This is a genomic window from Sphingopyxis sp. A083 (assembly GCF_001468495.1).
Lineage (GTDB): Bacteria > Pseudomonadota > Alphaproteobacteria > Sphingomonadales > Sphingomonadaceae > Sphingopyxis > Sphingopyxis terrae.
On the sequence record NZ_LNSK01000008.1, the window covers coordinates 16,480 to 31,572 of the forward strand.

The 15,093-nt window shown below is 65.6% G+C and carries 15 protein-coding genes; 5 read left to right on the forward strand and 10 right to left on the reverse strand.

Annotated features, from left to right (window positions below; translation table 11 throughout):
* Positions 1 to 72: 72 nt before the first annotated feature.
* Positions 73 to 450 carry a DOPA 4,5-dioxygenase family protein gene (locus ATE59_RS13390; RefSeq protein WP_058812802.1) on the forward strand — a complete coding sequence of 126 codons (378 nt, stop codon included), beginning with the start codon at positions 73 to 75 and terminating at the stop codon, positions 448 to 450.
* Here ATE59_RS13390 and ATE59_RS13395 read toward each other — a convergent pair.
* The 3 genes from ATE59_RS13395 to ATE59_RS13405 all read right to left on the reverse strand — a co-directional run bounded on the left by ATE59_RS13395 (position 447) and on the right by ATE59_RS13405 (position 4,548).
* Positions 447 to 1,562, reverse strand: a complete 1,116-nt coding sequence (locus ATE59_RS13395) for an ATP phosphoribosyltransferase regulatory subunit (RefSeq protein WP_058812803.1) — start codon at positions 1,560 to 1,562, stop codon at positions 447 to 449. The two genes, ATE59_RS13390 and ATE59_RS13395, sit on opposite strands and share 4 nt — an antisense overlap.
* A 166-nt stretch (positions 1,563 to 1,728) precedes the next feature.
* Positions 1,729 to 3,315 (reverse strand): phosphoglycerate dehydrogenase, encoded by a 1,587-nt coding sequence (serA, locus tag ATE59_RS13400; RefSeq protein ID WP_058812804.1) that lies wholly within the window; start codon positions 3,313 to 3,315, stop codon positions 1,729 to 1,731.
* Between the two features lie 108 nt (positions 3,316 to 3,423).
* Positions 3,424 to 4,548, reverse strand: coding sequence for a phosphoserine transaminase (locus ATE59_RS13405; RefSeq protein ID WP_058812805.1), 1,125 nt, complete (start codon positions 4,546 to 4,548; stop codon positions 3,424 to 3,426).
* A 171-nt stretch (positions 4,549 to 4,719) separates the two neighbouring features.
* Between ATE59_RS13405 and ATE59_RS13410 the strand changes: the two genes are divergently transcribed.
* Positions 4,720 to 5,421, forward strand: a complete 702-nt coding sequence (locus ATE59_RS13410) for an extensin family protein (protein WP_058812806.1) — start codon at positions 4,720 to 4,722, stop codon at positions 5,419 to 5,421.
* Between the two features lie 57 nt (positions 5,422 to 5,478).
* The gene (locus tag ATE59_RS13415; protein WP_003048961.1) at positions 5,479 to 6,351 is read left to right on the forward strand and encodes an LOG family protein; all 873 of its coding nucleotides are present in this window, start codon (positions 5,479 to 5,481) and stop codon (positions 6,349 to 6,351) included.
* A gap of 54 nt (positions 6,352 to 6,405) precedes the next feature.
* Here ATE59_RS13415 and ATE59_RS13420 read toward each other — a convergent pair whose 3' ends face one another.
* Both ATE59_RS13420 and ATE59_RS13425 read right to left on the reverse strand, forming a co-directional pair.
* A complete protein-coding gene (locus ATE59_RS13420) occupies positions 6,406 to 6,849 on the reverse strand; it encodes a c-type cytochrome (RefSeq protein ID WP_058812807.1) in 444 nt (147 codons plus the stop codon).
* A complete protein-coding gene (locus ATE59_RS13425) occupies positions 6,849 to 7,502 on the reverse strand; it encodes a c-type cytochrome (protein ID WP_058812808.1) in 654 nt (217 codons plus the stop codon). The genes ATE59_RS13420 and ATE59_RS13425 overlap by 1 nt, the downstream gene beginning before the upstream one ends.
* Positions 7,503 to 7,678: 176 nt before the next feature.
* Here ATE59_RS13425 and ATE59_RS13430 point away from each other — a divergent pair, with 176 nt between their 5' ends.
* Entirely contained in the window at positions 7,679 to 8,569 is an 891-nt protein-coding gene (locus ATE59_RS13430) for a prephenate dehydratase (RefSeq protein WP_058812915.1), read from the forward strand.
* A 6-nt stretch (positions 8,570 to 8,575) separates the two neighbouring features.
* Here ATE59_RS13430 and ATE59_RS13435 read toward each other — a convergent pair whose 3' ends face one another.
* The 3 genes from ATE59_RS13435 to polA all read right to left on the reverse strand — a co-directional run bounded on the left by ATE59_RS13435 (position 8,576) and on the right by polA (position 12,702).
* Positions 8,576 to 9,250, reverse strand: a complete 675-nt coding sequence (locus ATE59_RS13435) for a CDP-alcohol phosphatidyltransferase family protein (RefSeq protein ID WP_058812809.1) — start codon at positions 9,248 to 9,250, stop codon at positions 8,576 to 8,578.
* Positions 9,251 to 9,400: 150 nt separating this feature from the next.
* On the reverse strand, positions 9,401 to 9,892 hold the full coding sequence (locus ATE59_RS13440; RefSeq protein ID WP_058812810.1) for a hypothetical protein: 492 nt from the start codon (positions 9,890 to 9,892) through the stop codon (positions 9,401 to 9,403).
* Positions 9,889 to 12,702 (reverse strand): DNA polymerase I, encoded by a 2,814-nt coding sequence (gene polA / locus ATE59_RS13445; protein ID WP_058812811.1) that lies wholly within the window; start codon positions 12,700 to 12,702, stop codon positions 9,889 to 9,891. Before polA ends, ATE59_RS13440 begins: the two co-directional genes overlap by 4 nt.
* A 124-nt stretch (positions 12,703 to 12,826) precedes the next feature.
* Between polA and ATE59_RS13450 the strand changes: the two genes are divergently transcribed.
* Positions 12,827 to 13,198, forward strand: a complete 372-nt coding sequence (locus ATE59_RS13450; protein WP_058812812.1) for a hypothetical protein — start codon at positions 12,827 to 12,829, stop codon at positions 13,196 to 13,198.
* Positions 13,199 to 13,423: 225 nt separating this feature from the next.
* Here the strand turns inward: ATE59_RS13450 and purT are convergent, their stop codons facing one another.
* Together purT and ATE59_RS13460 are read right to left on the reverse strand one after the other, a co-directional pair.
* On the reverse strand, positions 13,424 to 14,605 hold the full coding sequence (gene purT, locus ATE59_RS13455) for a formate-dependent phosphoribosylglycinamide formyltransferase (protein ID WP_058812813.1): 1,182 nt from the start codon (positions 14,603 to 14,605) through the stop codon (positions 13,424 to 13,426).
* Positions 14,602 to 15,093, reverse strand: coding sequence for a GFA family protein (locus ATE59_RS13460; RefSeq protein WP_058812814.1), 492 nt, complete (start codon positions 15,091 to 15,093; stop codon positions 14,602 to 14,604). The genes purT and ATE59_RS13460 overlap by 4 nt, the downstream gene beginning before the upstream one ends.

Sequence of the window (15,093 nt, forward strand, 5' to 3'; positions counted from 1 at the left end):
GCCTCTGCGCGGAGCCGTTTCTCGCAAGGCCTGTGAACTGCGGGCTTGCCGATGCCCGCCAAAGAGGCGCCAATGACCGATCCCGACGCACCCTATCACGCGCATATCTATTACGACCCTGCCGAGCGGCCGGCAGCCGCGGCCTTGCGCGACGCCTTCGGTGCCGATTCCGCAATCCTGTTTGTCGGGGCCATGACCGATGGCGCGGCCGGGCCGCATCCGATCGCGCAATATGAGGTGCATTTCCTCGCGCGCCATCGCGCCGCCGTCGTGGAGGCGATCGAGGCGACGGGGCTGCGCGCGCTCGTTCACCCGCTCACTGACGACGATCTCGCCGATCACACCCGCCTTGCGCACTGGATCGGCGAGCCGATCGAGCTCGACGTGACCGTGCTCGACCCGCCCGGCGTCAACCAGGGGATTCCGCGTTTCGGCGTTTCGGATTTTTAAGCGGCAACCGGCCCTTCGGGGCCGAGCGTGAAGCCGCAGCCGAGCCGCGCCGCTTCGTCGGCATCGGTGAGCGCCGCGACCGTTTGCCATCCATCCGCGCGCAGGCTGGCGGCGAGCGCCGGATCGTGGCCGAGCGGCAGGAATATCCGCCGATCGCTGTCGCGCTCGACGCCCAATCCTTCGTCGATCAACGGGTCGGGGTAGAGCGAAAAGCCCACCGCTGGTTCTTCCTGATCGTCGCCGACCGGGATCGCATAACCGCCGCCGCGGCCGATTGCGTCGCCCTGGCCGGGAACGAAGATCTGGAAGCCGAACCAGCTTTGATAGGCAAAGCCGTGACGTTCGGTCGGATCGAGGGTCAGATCGGCGCGGCCGCGGATCGGCGCCGCGATTTCTTCCAGCGCGTTGATACGACTGGTGAGTACGCCCGCGGTGTCGAATGTGCGCAGATCGGCGATCGCGCGGTCGAAAGGCCCCGTCGCGCGCAGCAACGGCAGATAGGCTTCGGCTCCGATGCGCGCGAGCGCGCCGGCATCCTTTGCGTCGAGTTCGTCACGCAGCATCTGCAGATCGGCCGTAATGGGCAGCGGACCGGCGGCGAGCAGGTCGACGACATCGGGCAGGGTGAAGTCGATCGTAACCCGGCCGATACCCGCCGCATCGAGCGCGTCGATCGCGACCGAGACAATCTCGCGCGCGGCTGCGACGCTGTCGCTGCCGATCAGTTCGGCGCCGACCTGCAGCATTTCGCGCGCCGGGCGGAGCTGGCTCGCGCGCAGCTTGACCACCTGGCCAGCATAGCACAGGCGCAGCGGCCGCGGCGCATGCGCGAGCAGCGAGGTTGCGATGCGACCGACCTGCCGCGTGATGTCGGGGCGCAGCGCGAGCGTGCGCTGCGACACGGGGTCGGTGAAGCGGAACAGATCGCGCGCGGCGCGTTCGTCATTGCCGCCCAGCGTTTCGCGAAATTCGGCGAGCGGCGGCGAAACGCGGCCATAGCCGTGCGCGCGCATCGCATCGACGAGCGCGCGGGTCACGCGCGACGCGGCTTCGGCCTGCGCGGGCAGGCGGTCGCGGAGGCCTTCGGGCAGCAGGGCAGGGGCCTTGGTCATGGGGGTGGCCTTAGAGCGGGAAAAGCGAGGTTTCAATCAACGCCGTATCCCCGAGCGGAGACGAGGGGCTTTGCCGAGCGAAGTCGAGGCAGCTACCTCGCTGGTTCTCGCGACGCTCGAACGGGTCCCTCGTCTTCGCTCGGGAACACGGATTTCCTTGGAGCGATCAGAACTTCAGTCCCTTCACCATCTTGACGCCGGGCAGCTGGCAGACCTGCCACAACAAAGGTTCGGGCATGGCCGAGTCGAGGCTGAGCAGCAGCACCGCCTCGCCCCCGGCGGCGCGGCGGCCGAGGTGGAAGGTGCCGATGTTCAGCCCCGCATCGCCCAGCGTGCTGCCGATACGACCGATGAAGCCGGGCGCGTCCTCGTTGACGATATAGAGCATGTCGCCGTCGAGATCGGCCTCGACCTTGATGCCGAACATTTCGACGAGGCGCGGTTCGTTGTTGCCGAACAGCGTCCCCGCGACCGAACGGTCGCCGGCTTCGGTGGCGACGGTGACGCGGACGAGGGTGTGATAATCGCCCTCGCGATCATGGCGCACCTCGCGCACGTCGAGGCCGCGTTCGCGGGCAAGATGCGGCGCGTTGACCATGTTCACGCTGTCCGAATAACGGCGCATCAGCCCGGTCAGGACCGCGGCGGTGATCGGCTTCAGGTTAAGCTCGGCCGCCGCCCCCTCGACCTCGATCGAGATGGTGGTGAGGTTGTCGTGGGCGAGCTGCCCTACCAGGCTGCCCAGCTTTTCGGCGAGGCTCATATAGGGGCGCAGCTTCGGCGCCTCCTCGGCCGACAGGCTGGGCACATTGAGCGCGTTTGTAATGCCGCCGGTGAGCAGATAATCGGAAAGCTGTTCGGCCACCTGGATGGCGACATTGACCTGCGCTTCGTCGGTCGATGCGCCGAGGTGCGGCGTGCAGATGAAGTTCGGCGTGCCGAACAGCGGATGATCGGCGGCCGGCGGTTCGGTCTGGAACACGTCGAGCGCCGCGCCCGCGACATGGCCGCTGTCGAGCGCGTCCTTCAGCGCCGCCTCGTCGATCAGGCCGCCGCGCGCGCAGTTGATGATGCGCACGCCCTGCTTGGTCTTCGCAAGATTTTCCTTCGACAGGATACCCCGCGTCTGGTCGGTCAGCGGCGTGTGCAGCGTGATGAAATCGGCCTTGGCGAGCAATGTGTCGAGATCGGCCTTTTCGACGCCGAGTTCGATCGCGCGCTCGGGGGTCAGGAACGGATCGAAGGCGACGACCTTCATGCGCAGCCCCAGCGCGCGCTCGGCGACGATGCTGCCGATATTGCCGCAGCCGATCAGGCCCAGCGTCTTCGACGTCAGTTCGACCCCCATGAAGTCGTTCTTCGGCCATTTACCTGCCTGCGTCAGCGCATTGGCTTCGGGGATCTGGCGCGCGAGGGCGAACATCATCGCGATCGCATGTTCGGCGGTGGTGATGCTGTTGCCAAAGGGCGTGTTCATCACGATGACGCCCTTCTTCGACGCCTCGGGAATATCGACATTGTCGACGCCGATCCCGGCGCGGCCGACGACCTTCAGGTTCGTCGCGGCGGCCAGGACGTCGGCGGTGACCTTGGTGGCCGAGCGGATCGCGAGGCCGTCATAGGCGCCGATCATCGCGATCAGCTCGTCCTTCGTCTTGCCGGTGATGACATCGACGTCGATGCCGCGTTCCTTGAAGATCGCGGCGGCTTTGGGATCCATCTTGTCGGAAATCAGAACTTTGGGTGCGGTCATGGAATGAAACCTTCCGTGTGCTCCCGCGAAGGCGGGATCCCAGCTCCCGATGCTTGCGGAATGAAATGGCAGGAGATGGGTCCCCGCCTTCGCGGGGACACACCGAATTCAGGTAAGCGAGGCGTAAGCCCAGTCGAGCCAGGGCCCGAGCGATTCGATATCGGCGGTGTCGACCGTCGCGCCGCACCAGATGCGCAGCCCCGGCGGGGCATCGCGATAGCCGGCGATGTCATAGGCCGCGCCCTCGGCTTCGAGCAGCCCGGCGAATTTCTTGATGAAATCCGCGTCGGCCCCAGCGACCGACAGGCACACCGACGTCTTCGATCGGCTGGCGGGATCGGCGGCGAGATGGCTCAGCCATCCGCGTTCGGCGACGATCGTGTCGAGCGCCGCGGCGTTCGCATCGCTGCGCGCCTTCAGCCCGTCGAGACCGCCCAGCGACTTCGCCCATTCGAGCGCAAAGATCGCGTCTTCGACCGCGAGCATCGACGGGGTGTTGATCGTCTCGCCCTTGAACACGCCTTCGGCAAGCGCGCCCTTCGACATCAGGCGGAACACCTTGGGCAGCGGCCAGGCCGGCGTATGCGTTTCGAGCCGTTCGACCGCGCGCGGACCCAGGATCAGCACGCCGTGGCCGCCTTCGCCGCCGAGCACTTTCTGCCAGCTGAAGGTCGCAACGTCGATCTTGTCCCACGGCAGGTCATAGGCGAAAACCGCGCTGGTCGCGTCGGCGAAGCTCAGTCCCTCGCGCTCTGCCGGAATCCAGTCGCCGTCGGGAACGCGGACGCCGCTGGTGGTGCCGTTCCAGGTGAAGAGCACGTCGTTCGACCAGTCGACCTGGCCCAAATCGGGAAGCTGGCCGTAATCGGCGCGGATCACCGTGGGATCGAGCTTGAGCTGCTTGGCGACATCGGTGACCCAACCTTCACCGAAGCTCTCCCAGGCCAGCGCCGTCACGGGGCGGGCGCCCAGCATCGTCCACATTGCCATTTCAAAGGCGCCGGTGTCCGATCCCGGCACGATGCCGATGCGGTGCGTATCGGGCAGGCGCAGCATCTCGCGCATCAGGTCGATGCAATATTGGAGGCGCGTCTTGCCGATCTTCGCGCGATGCGAACGGCCGAGCGATTCGGTGTTGAGTTTTTCGGGGGACCAGACCGGCGGTTTCGCGCACGGACCGGAGGAAAAATAGGGACGCGCAGGTCGTGCCCGCGGTTTACGCACTTCAGTCATGTCAGACTCTCCTTGCAGAGAGCTCGCGCGGCGTTGGGACCGCGTGGCCCGGCGCCGCGTTTAAGGCGGTGGGCGCAACTGTCAAACAAAATGCGCGGGACGTGCGAAATTTCCGGCAAGCCGCGCCAAAGCTTTACGCCCTGTTAACCAAGATGTCGGTAAATTGACGCCATGCCGATCCCGCCGTTCCTGAAGCCCCGGATCCTGGTCGCCGCAACCGCGGTGCTGGCGCTCTCGGCCTGTTTCAGCACCCCCGACGTGATGAAGCGGAGCGATGCCAAACGCCCCGCCGCGACCAAGCAGCAGCGGCCGCAGACGATCGGCGCCGCATCCTTCAGCAGCCCCGAGGCGCAGCAATGCGCCTTCGATCTCAAACAGGCGGGGGTGCGCTTCACGCCGCTGCCCGATCAGGATCATGGCGGCGGCTGTACCTCGATCGATTCGGTCAAGCTGCTCGACATCGGAACCCCGGTGACGAACCTCGGTCCGATGACCTGTCCGCTGGCGAAGAATTTCGCCGCCTGGGCGCAATATGCCGTCCGGCCCGCGGCGCGGAAATTCTTCGGGCAAGAGGTGGTGAAAATCGAAACCTTCGGCACCTACAGCTGCCGCAACATCTATGGTGGCCGGTCGGGCCGTCTGTCGCAGCACGCCTATTCCAACGCGATCGACGTGTCGGGTTTCGTCCTTGCCGACGGACGCCGGATCATGCTCGATGGCGGATGGAAGGGCGACCGGGCGTCGCAGGACTTCCTGCGTGCGCTGCACAGCTCGGCATGCCGCCGCTTCGGCACGGTGCTCAGCCCCGATTATAACGCCGCGCATTACAATCATTTCCACATGGACATGAGCGGCAACGGCTTCTGCCGCTGACCAAGCCCGCGCGCGGGCGTCTTGGCAAAGTCAACCGAAGCGGCTAGCCGTCCGCTAATGACAAAAGATAAACAGACCCATCGTTCGCGTTTTCACAAAGCCAAAGACGACGCCCAATTCGCCCAGCAGGCGACCTCGACCCCGCAGACCGCAAGCGAAGCCTATAAGCTCGCATTTCAGGATACCGACTTCCTGTTGCGCGAAGACCTGCGTCCGGTGCGCTTCCAGCTCGAACTGCTCAAGCCCGAACTGCTACTCGACGAAGCGAAGATCGAATCGACGCTCGTCATCTACGGCTCGGCGCGTATTCCCGAACCCGATCAGGCCGACGGCCTTGAGGCCGCGGCGACCGACGATGCGTCGCGCAATATCGCTCGGCGACTGAAGGCCAAGGCGCGCTATTATGACGAAGCGCGCAAGCTGGCGCGGCTGGCGAGCCAGGTTCCCGTCGATGCCAATGGCGACCGCAATTTCGTCGTCTGTTCGGGTGGCGGCCCGTCGATCATGGAAGCCGCCAACCGCGGCGCTGCCGACGAGGGTCGCGAATCGATCGGCCTCAACATCGTGTTGCCGCACGAACAGGCGCCGAACCGTTACGTCACCCCGTCGCTGAGCTTCCAGTTCCACTATTTTGCACTTCGCAAGATGCACTTCCTGCTGCGCGCGCGCGCCGTGGCGGTCTTTCCCGGCGGTTTCGGGACCTTCGACGAAATGTTCGAGCTGCTGACGCTGATCCAGACCGGCAAGATCAAGCCGATCCCGATCGTGCTGTTCGGCAAGCAATTCTGGAACCGCGTCGTCGATTTCGAGGCGCTGGTCGAAGAGGGCGTGATCAGCGCCCGCGACCTCAAGCTCTTCACCTTCGTCGAACATGCCGAAGAGGCCTGGGACGTCATCCAGAGCTTCTACGCCAACGCCGATCATCACTAGGACCAGGAACCCCGAGGGCTTGGCCCTCGGGGAGCGAACGCCCGACGGATCGGGCTATTTCGACTGGTCTTCGAGGTAGAGGATCAGCGCCTGGCGATCGGCGGCGTCGATGACCCCGGCAAAGGCCATGCGCGTGCCGGGGACGATCTTCATCGGATCGGCGAGATAGATGTCGAGCGCGGCGGCGTCCCAGACGCCGCCCTTTGCCTTCATCGCGCCCGAATAGGCAAAGCCCGGATGCGACGCGACCGGGCGGCCGACGATGCCGTGCAGGTTTGGGCCGATACCGTTCGGGCCATCCTTGTCGATCGTGTGGCAGGCGGCGCAGCGTTTGAAAATCTGTTCGCCCATCGCCGCGGTCGGCGCGACGGCGGGCGTCGCCTGAGCCGCGGCTTCGGCCGCTGGCGCATCGCTCGCAGCCGTATCCGTCGGCGGTGCGGCCTTGCCGCAACCGGCGAGGGCCAAAACGCCCGCCAGAAGGACGGGCGCGCGGCGCATTATTTCTTGGCTTCGGCGGGCGCGGGAGCCGCGCCTTCCGCCGGGGCGGCGGCCTTGTCGCCTTCGGCGGCCGGTGCCGCGCCATCCTTGCCCTCCGCCGGAGCGGCGGCATCGGCAGCCGGTGCCGCTTCGGGCGCGGGCAGCGGCAGGTTCGAACCCTGCGCGTTCAGATAGACGATCAGGTTGGCGCGATCCTCGGGGCTCGACAGGCCTGCGAACGACATTTTCGTGCCTGCCGCGAACTTGCGCGGGCTGGTCAGCCAATGGTCCATCTTTTCGAAGTCCCAGTTGCCGCCGACGCTCTTGAGCGCGTCGGAGAAGGCGAAGCCGCCCTTGCCCTGACCGATGGCTTCACCCATCGTGCCGTAAAGATTGGGGCCGATGCCATTGGCGCCGCCCTGATTGATCGTATGGCAGGCGGCGCATTTCGCGAACACCGCTTCGCCCTTTGCCGGATCGGCGGCTGCGAGCAGGTTGGGCAGCGGCACCGCCGCCGCGCCGCCGCCGCCACCGGCTTCGGCATCTTCGATAGGAAATCCGGGCTTTTCAGGGGCATGGCTCGCACCCAGCATGCCGGTGCCGATCGTCAGGCCCAGCGCGCAGATACCGGCGAAGAGAGCCCAGCCGGCGATAGTATTGTTGCGGTCGTCCATGTCAGGCCCCGTTCGCTGGCGCCCACCCCGGGCGCATCGATTGATTTGGACGCTCCCTTACTTGGGCATGGGCGGGGGCGCAAGGGGATGAAATGTCCCGGCGGCATGCGCACGTTCGGTTGCCTCCGCATCGCGGGGCCGCTATGCGCCGCGGCGCGGTTTTCTGGAAGGCGTTCATGGGCAGCTATTCGGCTTCGGCACAAAGACTGGTCGACACGATGACGGCGGCGGCGCTCGCCGATCCCGCGCGGGGGCTGGCCTTTCAGGGCGCGCCCGGCGCGAACAGCGACCTTGCGGCGCGCGAATTCGACCCGCAGGCGCTGCCGCTGCCCTGCTACAGCTTCGAAGATGCGATCGAGGCGGTGCGCGACGGGCGCGTCGACCGCGCGATCATTCCGATCGAAAACAGCCTGCATGGCCGCGTCGCCGACATTCATTTCCTGTTGCCTGAATCCGGTCTGTCGATCGTCGGCGAACATTTTCTGCGCATCCGCCACGGGTTGATGAGTCGCAATCTCGGCCCCGTTACGCGCGCGATGAGTCACGAACAGGCGCTGGGACAGTGCCGCCATTGGCTGCGCGCGCACCATATCTCGCCGATCGCGCACAGCGACACCGCGGGCGCCGCGGCCTGGGTCGCCGACAGCGAAGAGATCGGGCTGGCCGCCGTCGCGCCGCCGCACGCCGCCGATCTGTACGGGCTGACGCTGCACGAATCGGGCATCGAGGACGCCGATCACAATATGACGCGCTTTGTCGTGCTGGCGCGCGAACCGCTTGCTGACCTGCCCGCGGACGTGCCGCGGATGACGACCTTCATCTTCGAGGTGAAGAATATTCCTGCCGCGCTCTACAAGGCGCTGGGCGGCTTTGCGACCAACGGCGTCAACATGACGAAGCTCGAAAGCTATCAGGACGGCGGGAGCTTCGCCGCGACCAAATTCTATGCCGATATCGTCGGCGCGCCGGGCGAGGAAAATATCGACCGCGCGCTGGAGGAACTGGATTTCCAGACCAAGACGCTGCGTCTGCTCGGTACTTACCCACAGGCGCGCGTCCGCGGCTGATCGGCCTCAGGGTTCGCGGCGCGCCAGGGTGCGCGCCAGCGTCAGGCTCTGGATCACGAACAGCGTCACCAGAATGCTCGCCACGCCGAGACCAAAGAGGTCGAGCGGCGAGAAATGGCTGCCGAGAACGCGCTCGTCGCCGAGCGTGGGCATCGCGAGCGTCAGCGCCATCAGCATCAGCCGCAATTCGGTCGGCCCGCCTGCAAGGTAGGAAAGCCGGAATTCGCCGACGACCTTCGCCGCGAGGAAGGTGTGGATCGACAGCAGGAAATAGCCAACAACCCCAAGCAATGCGACATCGAAGCGCATGAAAGGGCTCACCCCCATACTCGCGACCATCAGGAAGGTCGCGATCGCATCGACGCTATGGTCGACGAAATAGCCATAGGTCGGCCGTTCAATCTTGCGCCAGCGCGCCAGACTGCCATCGAGCGAGTCGCCGAACCAGTTGACGACATAGCCGGCGAGCGACAGCGCCAGCCAGCCGCTGCCAAGCCAGCTCAACAGATAGCCGCCCGCGACCATCAGCGCGCCCGCGAAGCCGAGCAGTGTGAGCTCGTCGGGCGTCACCCAGGCGGGCAGTCGCGCGCATAGCCAGTTGAGCAGGCGCCGCTCGCCGCGTGCAAGAATATTTTGCTGGATACGCGTCGCCACTGGCGCGCGCTTGTCCGCATTGTTCATTGGATGTTCGCCTTTTCCGGCCCCATCACATATCTGCGCCCTGTCATCAAATTGTCATAGGCTCCGCGCCGCTACGCGCAAGCCTTAACCCGCGCGGCCGGGCGCAGGCGAAGCGCGTTTCGGCGCCCGTATCGCGCGGTCAGTGCAGTCTCAATCCTGCCAAGGGCCGATTTCGCCGACGTCGCCGACGGTGCGAAAGCGCACCGTGCCATCGACCCATGCCACTTCCCACATCGGTGCCGGGCGCGCCCATTCGCCGATCACGAACAGCGGCAGCCGGTTCGCGGCGACGAACGCCAGATCGTCCGCAGTCGGCCCGGGAATGATCGTTCCCATCCGTTGGTGCAGCCGCACCACCGCCAGCGTCCCCGCCGGCGGCGCGGGCAGCGACTGCCGCGCCGGAAAGGCAAGACTCGCCATGACCGCGGGATAGCCTTTGCCGTCGCGCGTAAGGAGCAGGATCTTGTCGGGATTGGCATAGGGGCCACCGGTCGGCCGTCCCGCGACCTTGCGCCCGTCGATCGCCGCAAATTCGCGCAGATCCTGATCGGCGACGGGGGACGGGGCCGTCGTCTCGACGCCCGGGGCTGCGGCTGCAGGATCGGCTGCCTGCACGGCGAACAACAGGAGCGCAGCGATCAATGCGCGTCGCCCCAGCTCTTGCCGGTTCCGACCTCCACCTCCAGCGGCACCGACAGCGTCAGGACCGGCTCGGCGGCGGCGGCCATCACGCGGCGGATCACGGCGCCGGCGGCTTCGGCCTTGTCCTCGGGTGCCTCGAAGACGAGTTCGTCATGGACCTGGAGCAGCATCTTCACCTCATCCAGCCCCGCCTCGGCGAGCGCTACGGGCATGCGCGTCATCGCGCGCTTGATGAGGTCGGCGCTGGTGCCCTGGATCGGCGCGTTGATCGCCGCGCGTTCGCTGCCCTGGCGTTCGTTCTGGTTCGCCGCCTTGATGCGCGGGAACCAGGTCTTCCGGCCGAACAAGGTCTCCGTATAGCCGCGCTCGCGCGCGCGCTCGAGCGTACCCTGGATATAGTCGGAGATGCCGGGGAAGCGCTCGAAATAGCGGCTGATCAGCGCTTGCGCCTCGTCGGGCGTGATTTCGAGCCGGCCCGCAAGCCCCCAGCGCGAAATGCCGTAGAGGATCGAGAAGTTGACCGTCTTCGCCTTGGCGCGGGTGTCGCGATTGACCTCGCCGAACAATTCGATCGCGGTCGCGGCGTGAATGTCCTGACCCTGCGCGAACGCCTCCTTGAGTTCGGGGACATCGGCCATATGCGCAGCGAGGCGCAGTTCGATCTGGCTATAGTCGGCGGCGATCAGCATATGGCCCGGCGCGGCGATGAAGGCATCGCGGATCTGGCGGCCGACTTCGCTGCGGATCGGGATATTCTGCAAATTGGGATCGGTCGACGACAGCCGCCCGGTCTGCGCGCCGACGAGGCTGTAGCTGGTATGGACGCGCCCGGTCTTCGCATTGATCTGTTGCTGCAGCGCGTCGGTATAGGTCGATTTGAGCTTGGCGAGTTGCCGCCATTCGAGGATCATGCGCGCGATCGGCACGCCGTCGCGTTCGAGGCGCTCGAGCTCGTTCTGGTCGGTCGACCAGTCGCCCGACTTGCCCTTGCGCCCGCCCTTGAGGCCGAGCTTGTCGAACAATATCTCGCCGAGCTGCTTGGGACTGCCGATGGTGAAAGGCTGTCCTGCCTCGGCATGGATCGCGGTTTCCATCCGCGCCATTTCCTGCGCGAATTCGCCCGACAGGCGCGCCAGATAATCGCGGTCGACCATGATGCCCGCGCGCTCCATCGTCTCGACGACGCCGGCAAGCGGACGGTCGACCATCTCGTAGACGCGGGTGCCGCCTTCGAGCGGCAGGCGCAGCTTGAGCAGCCGCCACAGTCGCAGCGCGACGTCGGCATCCTCGGCGGCATATTCGGTTGCGCGGGCGAGCGGGACTTCGGCGAAACTGATCTGCGATTTGCCGGTGCCGCACACCTCCTTGAACGCCAGGCAGACATGGTCGAGATGCAGCTTTGCCAGCTCGTCGAGGCCGTGACCATGTTGGCCCGCGTCGAGCGCGAAGCTCATCAGCAGCGTGTCGTCATAGGGCGCGACGCGGACGCCATGCTGCGCCAGCACGCCGATGTCATATTTCAGATTATGGCCGACCTTCAGCACCGCGTCGTCGGCGAACAGCGCGCCTAGGCGGGCGATGGCGTCGGCCATCGCAATCTGGTGGGGCTTTTCGGCGAACATGTCGGTGCCGCCATGGCCGAGCGGGATGTAGCAGGCCTGCCCCGGCGCGATCGCCATGCTGACGCCGACCAGCTCGCCGGTGACGCTGTCGAGGCTCGCCGTTTCGGTATCGATCGCAACGACATGCGCCGCCTTCGCCGCCGCGATCCAGCGGTCGAGCGCGTCGAGGTCGGTCACGCATTCATAGGCTGCCCGGTCGATTGCCGGCATAGCGGGCAGCACCGGCGTCGTCGGGCCGGTGGGCGCCGCCGCGGCGGGCGTGGCGCCGGTGCGCGGCAGCGTCGGGGGACCGCCGGGCGCAACGCCATTGTCGAGCTTGGCGGAAAGCGAGCGAAAGCCATGTTCGTCGAGAAACAGCTTGAGCGGCGCCGGCGGGATCGCGTCGAGCTTCAGACTGTCGAGGGTGTCGGGCAGCGGGCAATCGCGCTTCAGATCGACCAGCACGCGCGACAGTTCGGCCATCGCCCGATGCTCGATCAGATTTTCGCGCAGCTTCGACGCCTTCATCGTCTCGGCCCCGTCGAGCGCCGCAGTCAGATTGCCATATTCCTGGATCAGCTTGGTCGCGGTCTTGGGTCCGACCCCGCGCACGCCGGGCACATTGTCGACGCTGTCGCCCATCAGCGCGAGCACGTCGCCGACGAGGTCGGGGGTGACGCCGAACTTCTCGTGCACCGCGTCGATCCCCAGCCGGACATTCTTCATCGTGTCGAGCATGTCGACATGCGGTCCGTCGGCGGGTTCGCGGATCAGCTGCATCAGATCCTTGTCGCTGCTGACGATGGTCACGTCCCACCCTTCGCGCACCGCGGCCTCGGCATAGGAGGCGATCAGATCGTCCGCCTCGAATCCCTCCATTTCGATGCAGGGCAACGAGAAGGCGCGCGTCGCGTCGCGGATCAGCGGGAATTGCGGGCGCAGATCTTCGGGCGGCTCGGGACGGTTCGCCTTATACTGATCGTAAATCTCGTTACGGAACGACTGGCTCGAATGATCGAGGATGACCGCAAGGTGCGTCGGTCCGTCCGCGTCGTGCAGATCCTTCGCGAGCTTCCAGAGCATCGTGGTGTAGCCATAGACCGCACCGACCGGCACCCCGTTCGGGTTCGTCAGCGGCGGCAGGCGATGATAGGCGCGGAAGATGTAGCTGGAGCCATCGACCAGATAGAGATGATTCTTCTGTGACATGGCGCGGGGTGTAGCAGGGGCGGCGCGGGCGGCCTAGCTATGTCGGCGTGCTGTGTTGCGGAGGGTCTGCTTTGGGGCGGGGAGCGGACGTTGCGGCGCCAAGGCAAAATTGCGAGAAGGAGGAATGCATAAGTTTCCCCAATCGCCTGAGCTGCAGTTCCTAATTGGCAGAGAACTGGCCCAAATAGCACTTGATCCAAACTCGGTGCAATTTCGATGGTCTCAGGGCGGACAGATTACCGTCACCGGCGATCTAGAACATGTGGGCGAAGACCGTATTGTGCACCCTTACGACTGTGCGGCATTCGCCGGCCCGCCCCTCCTGCTACACAGGCTTCTCATGAAGAAGGTTGTAATGATTGAAGTGCAGCCTTTGTGCCTGACTCTTGGCTTTGAAGGTGGACAGCAGTTACGTCTGAAATCTGAGGAAGGCCCTTGGGAGTGTGGTCTGATCTCGTTCACGGACGACTTGGCAGACGGGTGGATCGTATACTGAACGTCCGCAACCGGTGGCTTGCTGACGAACCTCTTTTCCCGTTCGTGTCGAGCGAAGTCGAGACACCCGTCGACGCGACGCCTGGCCCGAGGGGCATCTCGACTTCGGCTAAAGGCCGAAGTTTTTCCTGAGCGCCTGCCAAGGCAGTCGAAGGGCTCGATGCGAACGGGTCAGGATAGGCCGAAACGTAACCCTTCGGTCGCAATCCGCCAACCCGCCGCCCAATCACCCCGGATATCGGATCGCAAGCCTGTCCGCGGCCGCGACGGCGGCTGCCCGCGCGTCGTCGGTGGTGCCGCCCGCGACCTTGGCCAGTGCCACTCCCATGCGGCGATAGGGCCGCGTGACGGGTTTGCCGAAGAGGCGCGCGTCGACCGAGGTTTCGGCGTTCGGCGGCGTCAGGGCTTCGGCGAGACCGGTGATCGCGAAATCACTTGCGTCGCGGTCGGCGAGCAGCACGGCGCTGGCGCTGGCTTGCGGCACGGCGACCGGCGGAATCGGCAATCCCAATATCGCGCGGGCATGAAGGTCGAATTCCGAATATTGCTGCGAAATCAGCGTCACCATGCCGGTGTCGTGCGGGCGCGGGGAAAGTTCGGAGAAGATCACATCGTCGCCCTTCACGAAAAATTCGACCCCGAAAATGCCATGGCCGCCGAGCGCATCGACGACCTTCGTCGCCATCGCCTGCGCGGCTTGCAGCGCCGCCGCCGACATGGCCGCGGGTTGCCAGCTTTCGCGATAGTCGCCGCGTTCCTGCCGATGTCCGATCGGCGGGCAGAAGGCGACGCCGTCCTTGTGGCGCACCGTCAGCAGCGTGATCTCATAATCGAAATCGATGAAGGCCTCTGCGATCACGCGCAGCCGGTCGCCGCGCATCCCGGCGGCCGCATAATCCCAAGCGGCGTCGATCCCGGCGGCGTCCTTCACAGTGCTCTGCCCCTTGCCCGAGGAGGACATCACCGGCTTCACGACGAGCGGAAAGCCGATCCGCGCCGCGGCGGCGGCGAGTTCTTCGCGGCTGGTGGCATATTCGAAGCTCGAGGTCGTCAGGCCCAGCTCGCTTGCGGCAAGGTCGCGGATCGCATCGCGGTTCATCGTGAGCTGGGCCGCGCGTGCCGAGGGGACGATGTGAAACCCTTCGGCCTCGAGTTCGGCCAGCACTTCGGTCCGGATCGCTTCGATCTCGGGCACGACATGGTCGGGGCGGTGCTTTTCGATCGCGGCACCCAGCGCGTCGCCATCGAGCATCGAGAAAACCTCGGCCTCGTCCGCGACCTGCATCGCGGGCGCGCCGGCGTAACTGTCGCAGGCGATCACATGGCAGCCGAGCCGTTTTGCCGAAATGACGAACTCGCGGCCAAGCTCACCGGAACCGAGCAGGAGAATCTTTGCAGTGGGGGTCATTCAGGCCAGCTTTCGGTATCGTGGTCGGGATGTTGATGATTGGTCGCCGCGATCGCCGCGACAAGATCCGCCATGGTTTCCTCGGTCGTGCCTTCGGCCTGGATCGGCAGATCGGCAAAGACCGGCAGGCGGGCCTCAAGCCCGAACTGGAAACGCGGCGCGAAACGGCTGGGGTCGTCGAACGACCCCGTGGTCAGATTGATATGCTTGCTCTCGAAATAATCATAGAGCAGCGGCGTGCCGCAATCCGCGCAGAAGCCGCGCGCCGCCTTGTCCGAACTGTTGAAGGTTGCGGGTGTCCCGCGCGTCCAAGCGATGGCATCGCGCGGAACGCCGATCAGCGCGATGAAGAAGTTGCCAGCGGCCTTCTGGCACATGCGGCAGTGGCAGATGTGCGACGTGTCGAGCACCGCGCTGATGCGATAGCGCACCGCACCGCACTGGCAGCCGCCGGACGCATCGACCTCAAGTCGTTCGTCGCTGCCCAT

What these genes read in the sequence shown, in the direction of transcription:
- ATE59_RS13390 (WP_058812802.1), top strand. Translation starts at nt 73, where the DNA reads ATGACCGATCCCGACGCACCCTATCACGCGCATATCTATTACGACCCT.
- ATE59_RS13395 (WP_058812803.1), bottom strand. Translation starts at nt 1,562, where the DNA reads ATGACCAAGGCCCCTGCCCTGCTGCCCGAAGGCCTCCGCGACCGCCTG.
- serA (WP_058812804.1), bottom strand. Translation starts at nt 3,315, where the DNA reads ATGACCGCACCCAAAGTTCTGATTTCCGACAAGATGGATCCCAAAGCC.
- ATE59_RS13405 (WP_058812805.1), bottom strand. Translation starts at nt 4,548, where the DNA reads ATGACTGAAGTGCGTAAACCGCGGGCACGACCTGCGCGTCCCTATTTT.
- ATE59_RS13410 (WP_058812806.1), top strand. Translation starts at nt 4,720, where the DNA reads ATGCCGATCCCGCCGTTCCTGAAGCCCCGGATCCTGGTCGCCGCAACC.
- ATE59_RS13415 (WP_003048961.1), top strand. Translation starts at nt 5,479, where the DNA reads ATGACAAAAGATAAACAGACCCATCGTTCGCGTTTTCACAAAGCCAAA.
- ATE59_RS13420 (WP_058812807.1), bottom strand. Translation starts at nt 6,849, where the DNA reads ATGCGCCGCGCGCCCGTCCTTCTGGCGGGCGTTTTGGCCCTCGCCGGT.
- ATE59_RS13425 (WP_058812808.1), bottom strand. Translation starts at nt 7,502, where the DNA reads ATGGACGACCGCAACAATACTATCGCCGGCTGGGCTCTCTTCGCCGGT.
- ATE59_RS13430 (WP_058812915.1), top strand. Translation starts at nt 7,679, where the DNA reads ATGGGCAGCTATTCGGCTTCGGCACAAAGACTGGTCGACACGATGACG.
- ATE59_RS13435 (WP_058812809.1), bottom strand. Translation starts at nt 9,250, where the DNA reads ATGAACAATGCGGACAAGCGCGCGCCAGTGGCGACGCGTATCCAGCAA.
- polA (WP_058812811.1), bottom strand. Translation starts at nt 12,702, where the DNA reads ATGTCACAGAAGAATCATCTCTATCTGGTCGATGGCTCCAGCTACATC.
- ATE59_RS13450 (WP_058812812.1), top strand. Translation starts at nt 12,827, where the DNA reads ATGCATAAGTTTCCCCAATCGCCTGAGCTGCAGTTCCTAATTGGCAGA.
- purT (WP_058812813.1), bottom strand. Translation starts at nt 14,605, where the DNA reads ATGACCCCCACTGCAAAGATTCTCCTGCTCGGTTCCGGTGAGCTTGGC.
- ATE59_RS13460 (WP_058812814.1), bottom strand. Translation starts at nt 15,093, where the DNA reads ATGGGCAGCGACGAACGACTTGAGGTCGATGCGTCCGGCGGCTGCCAG.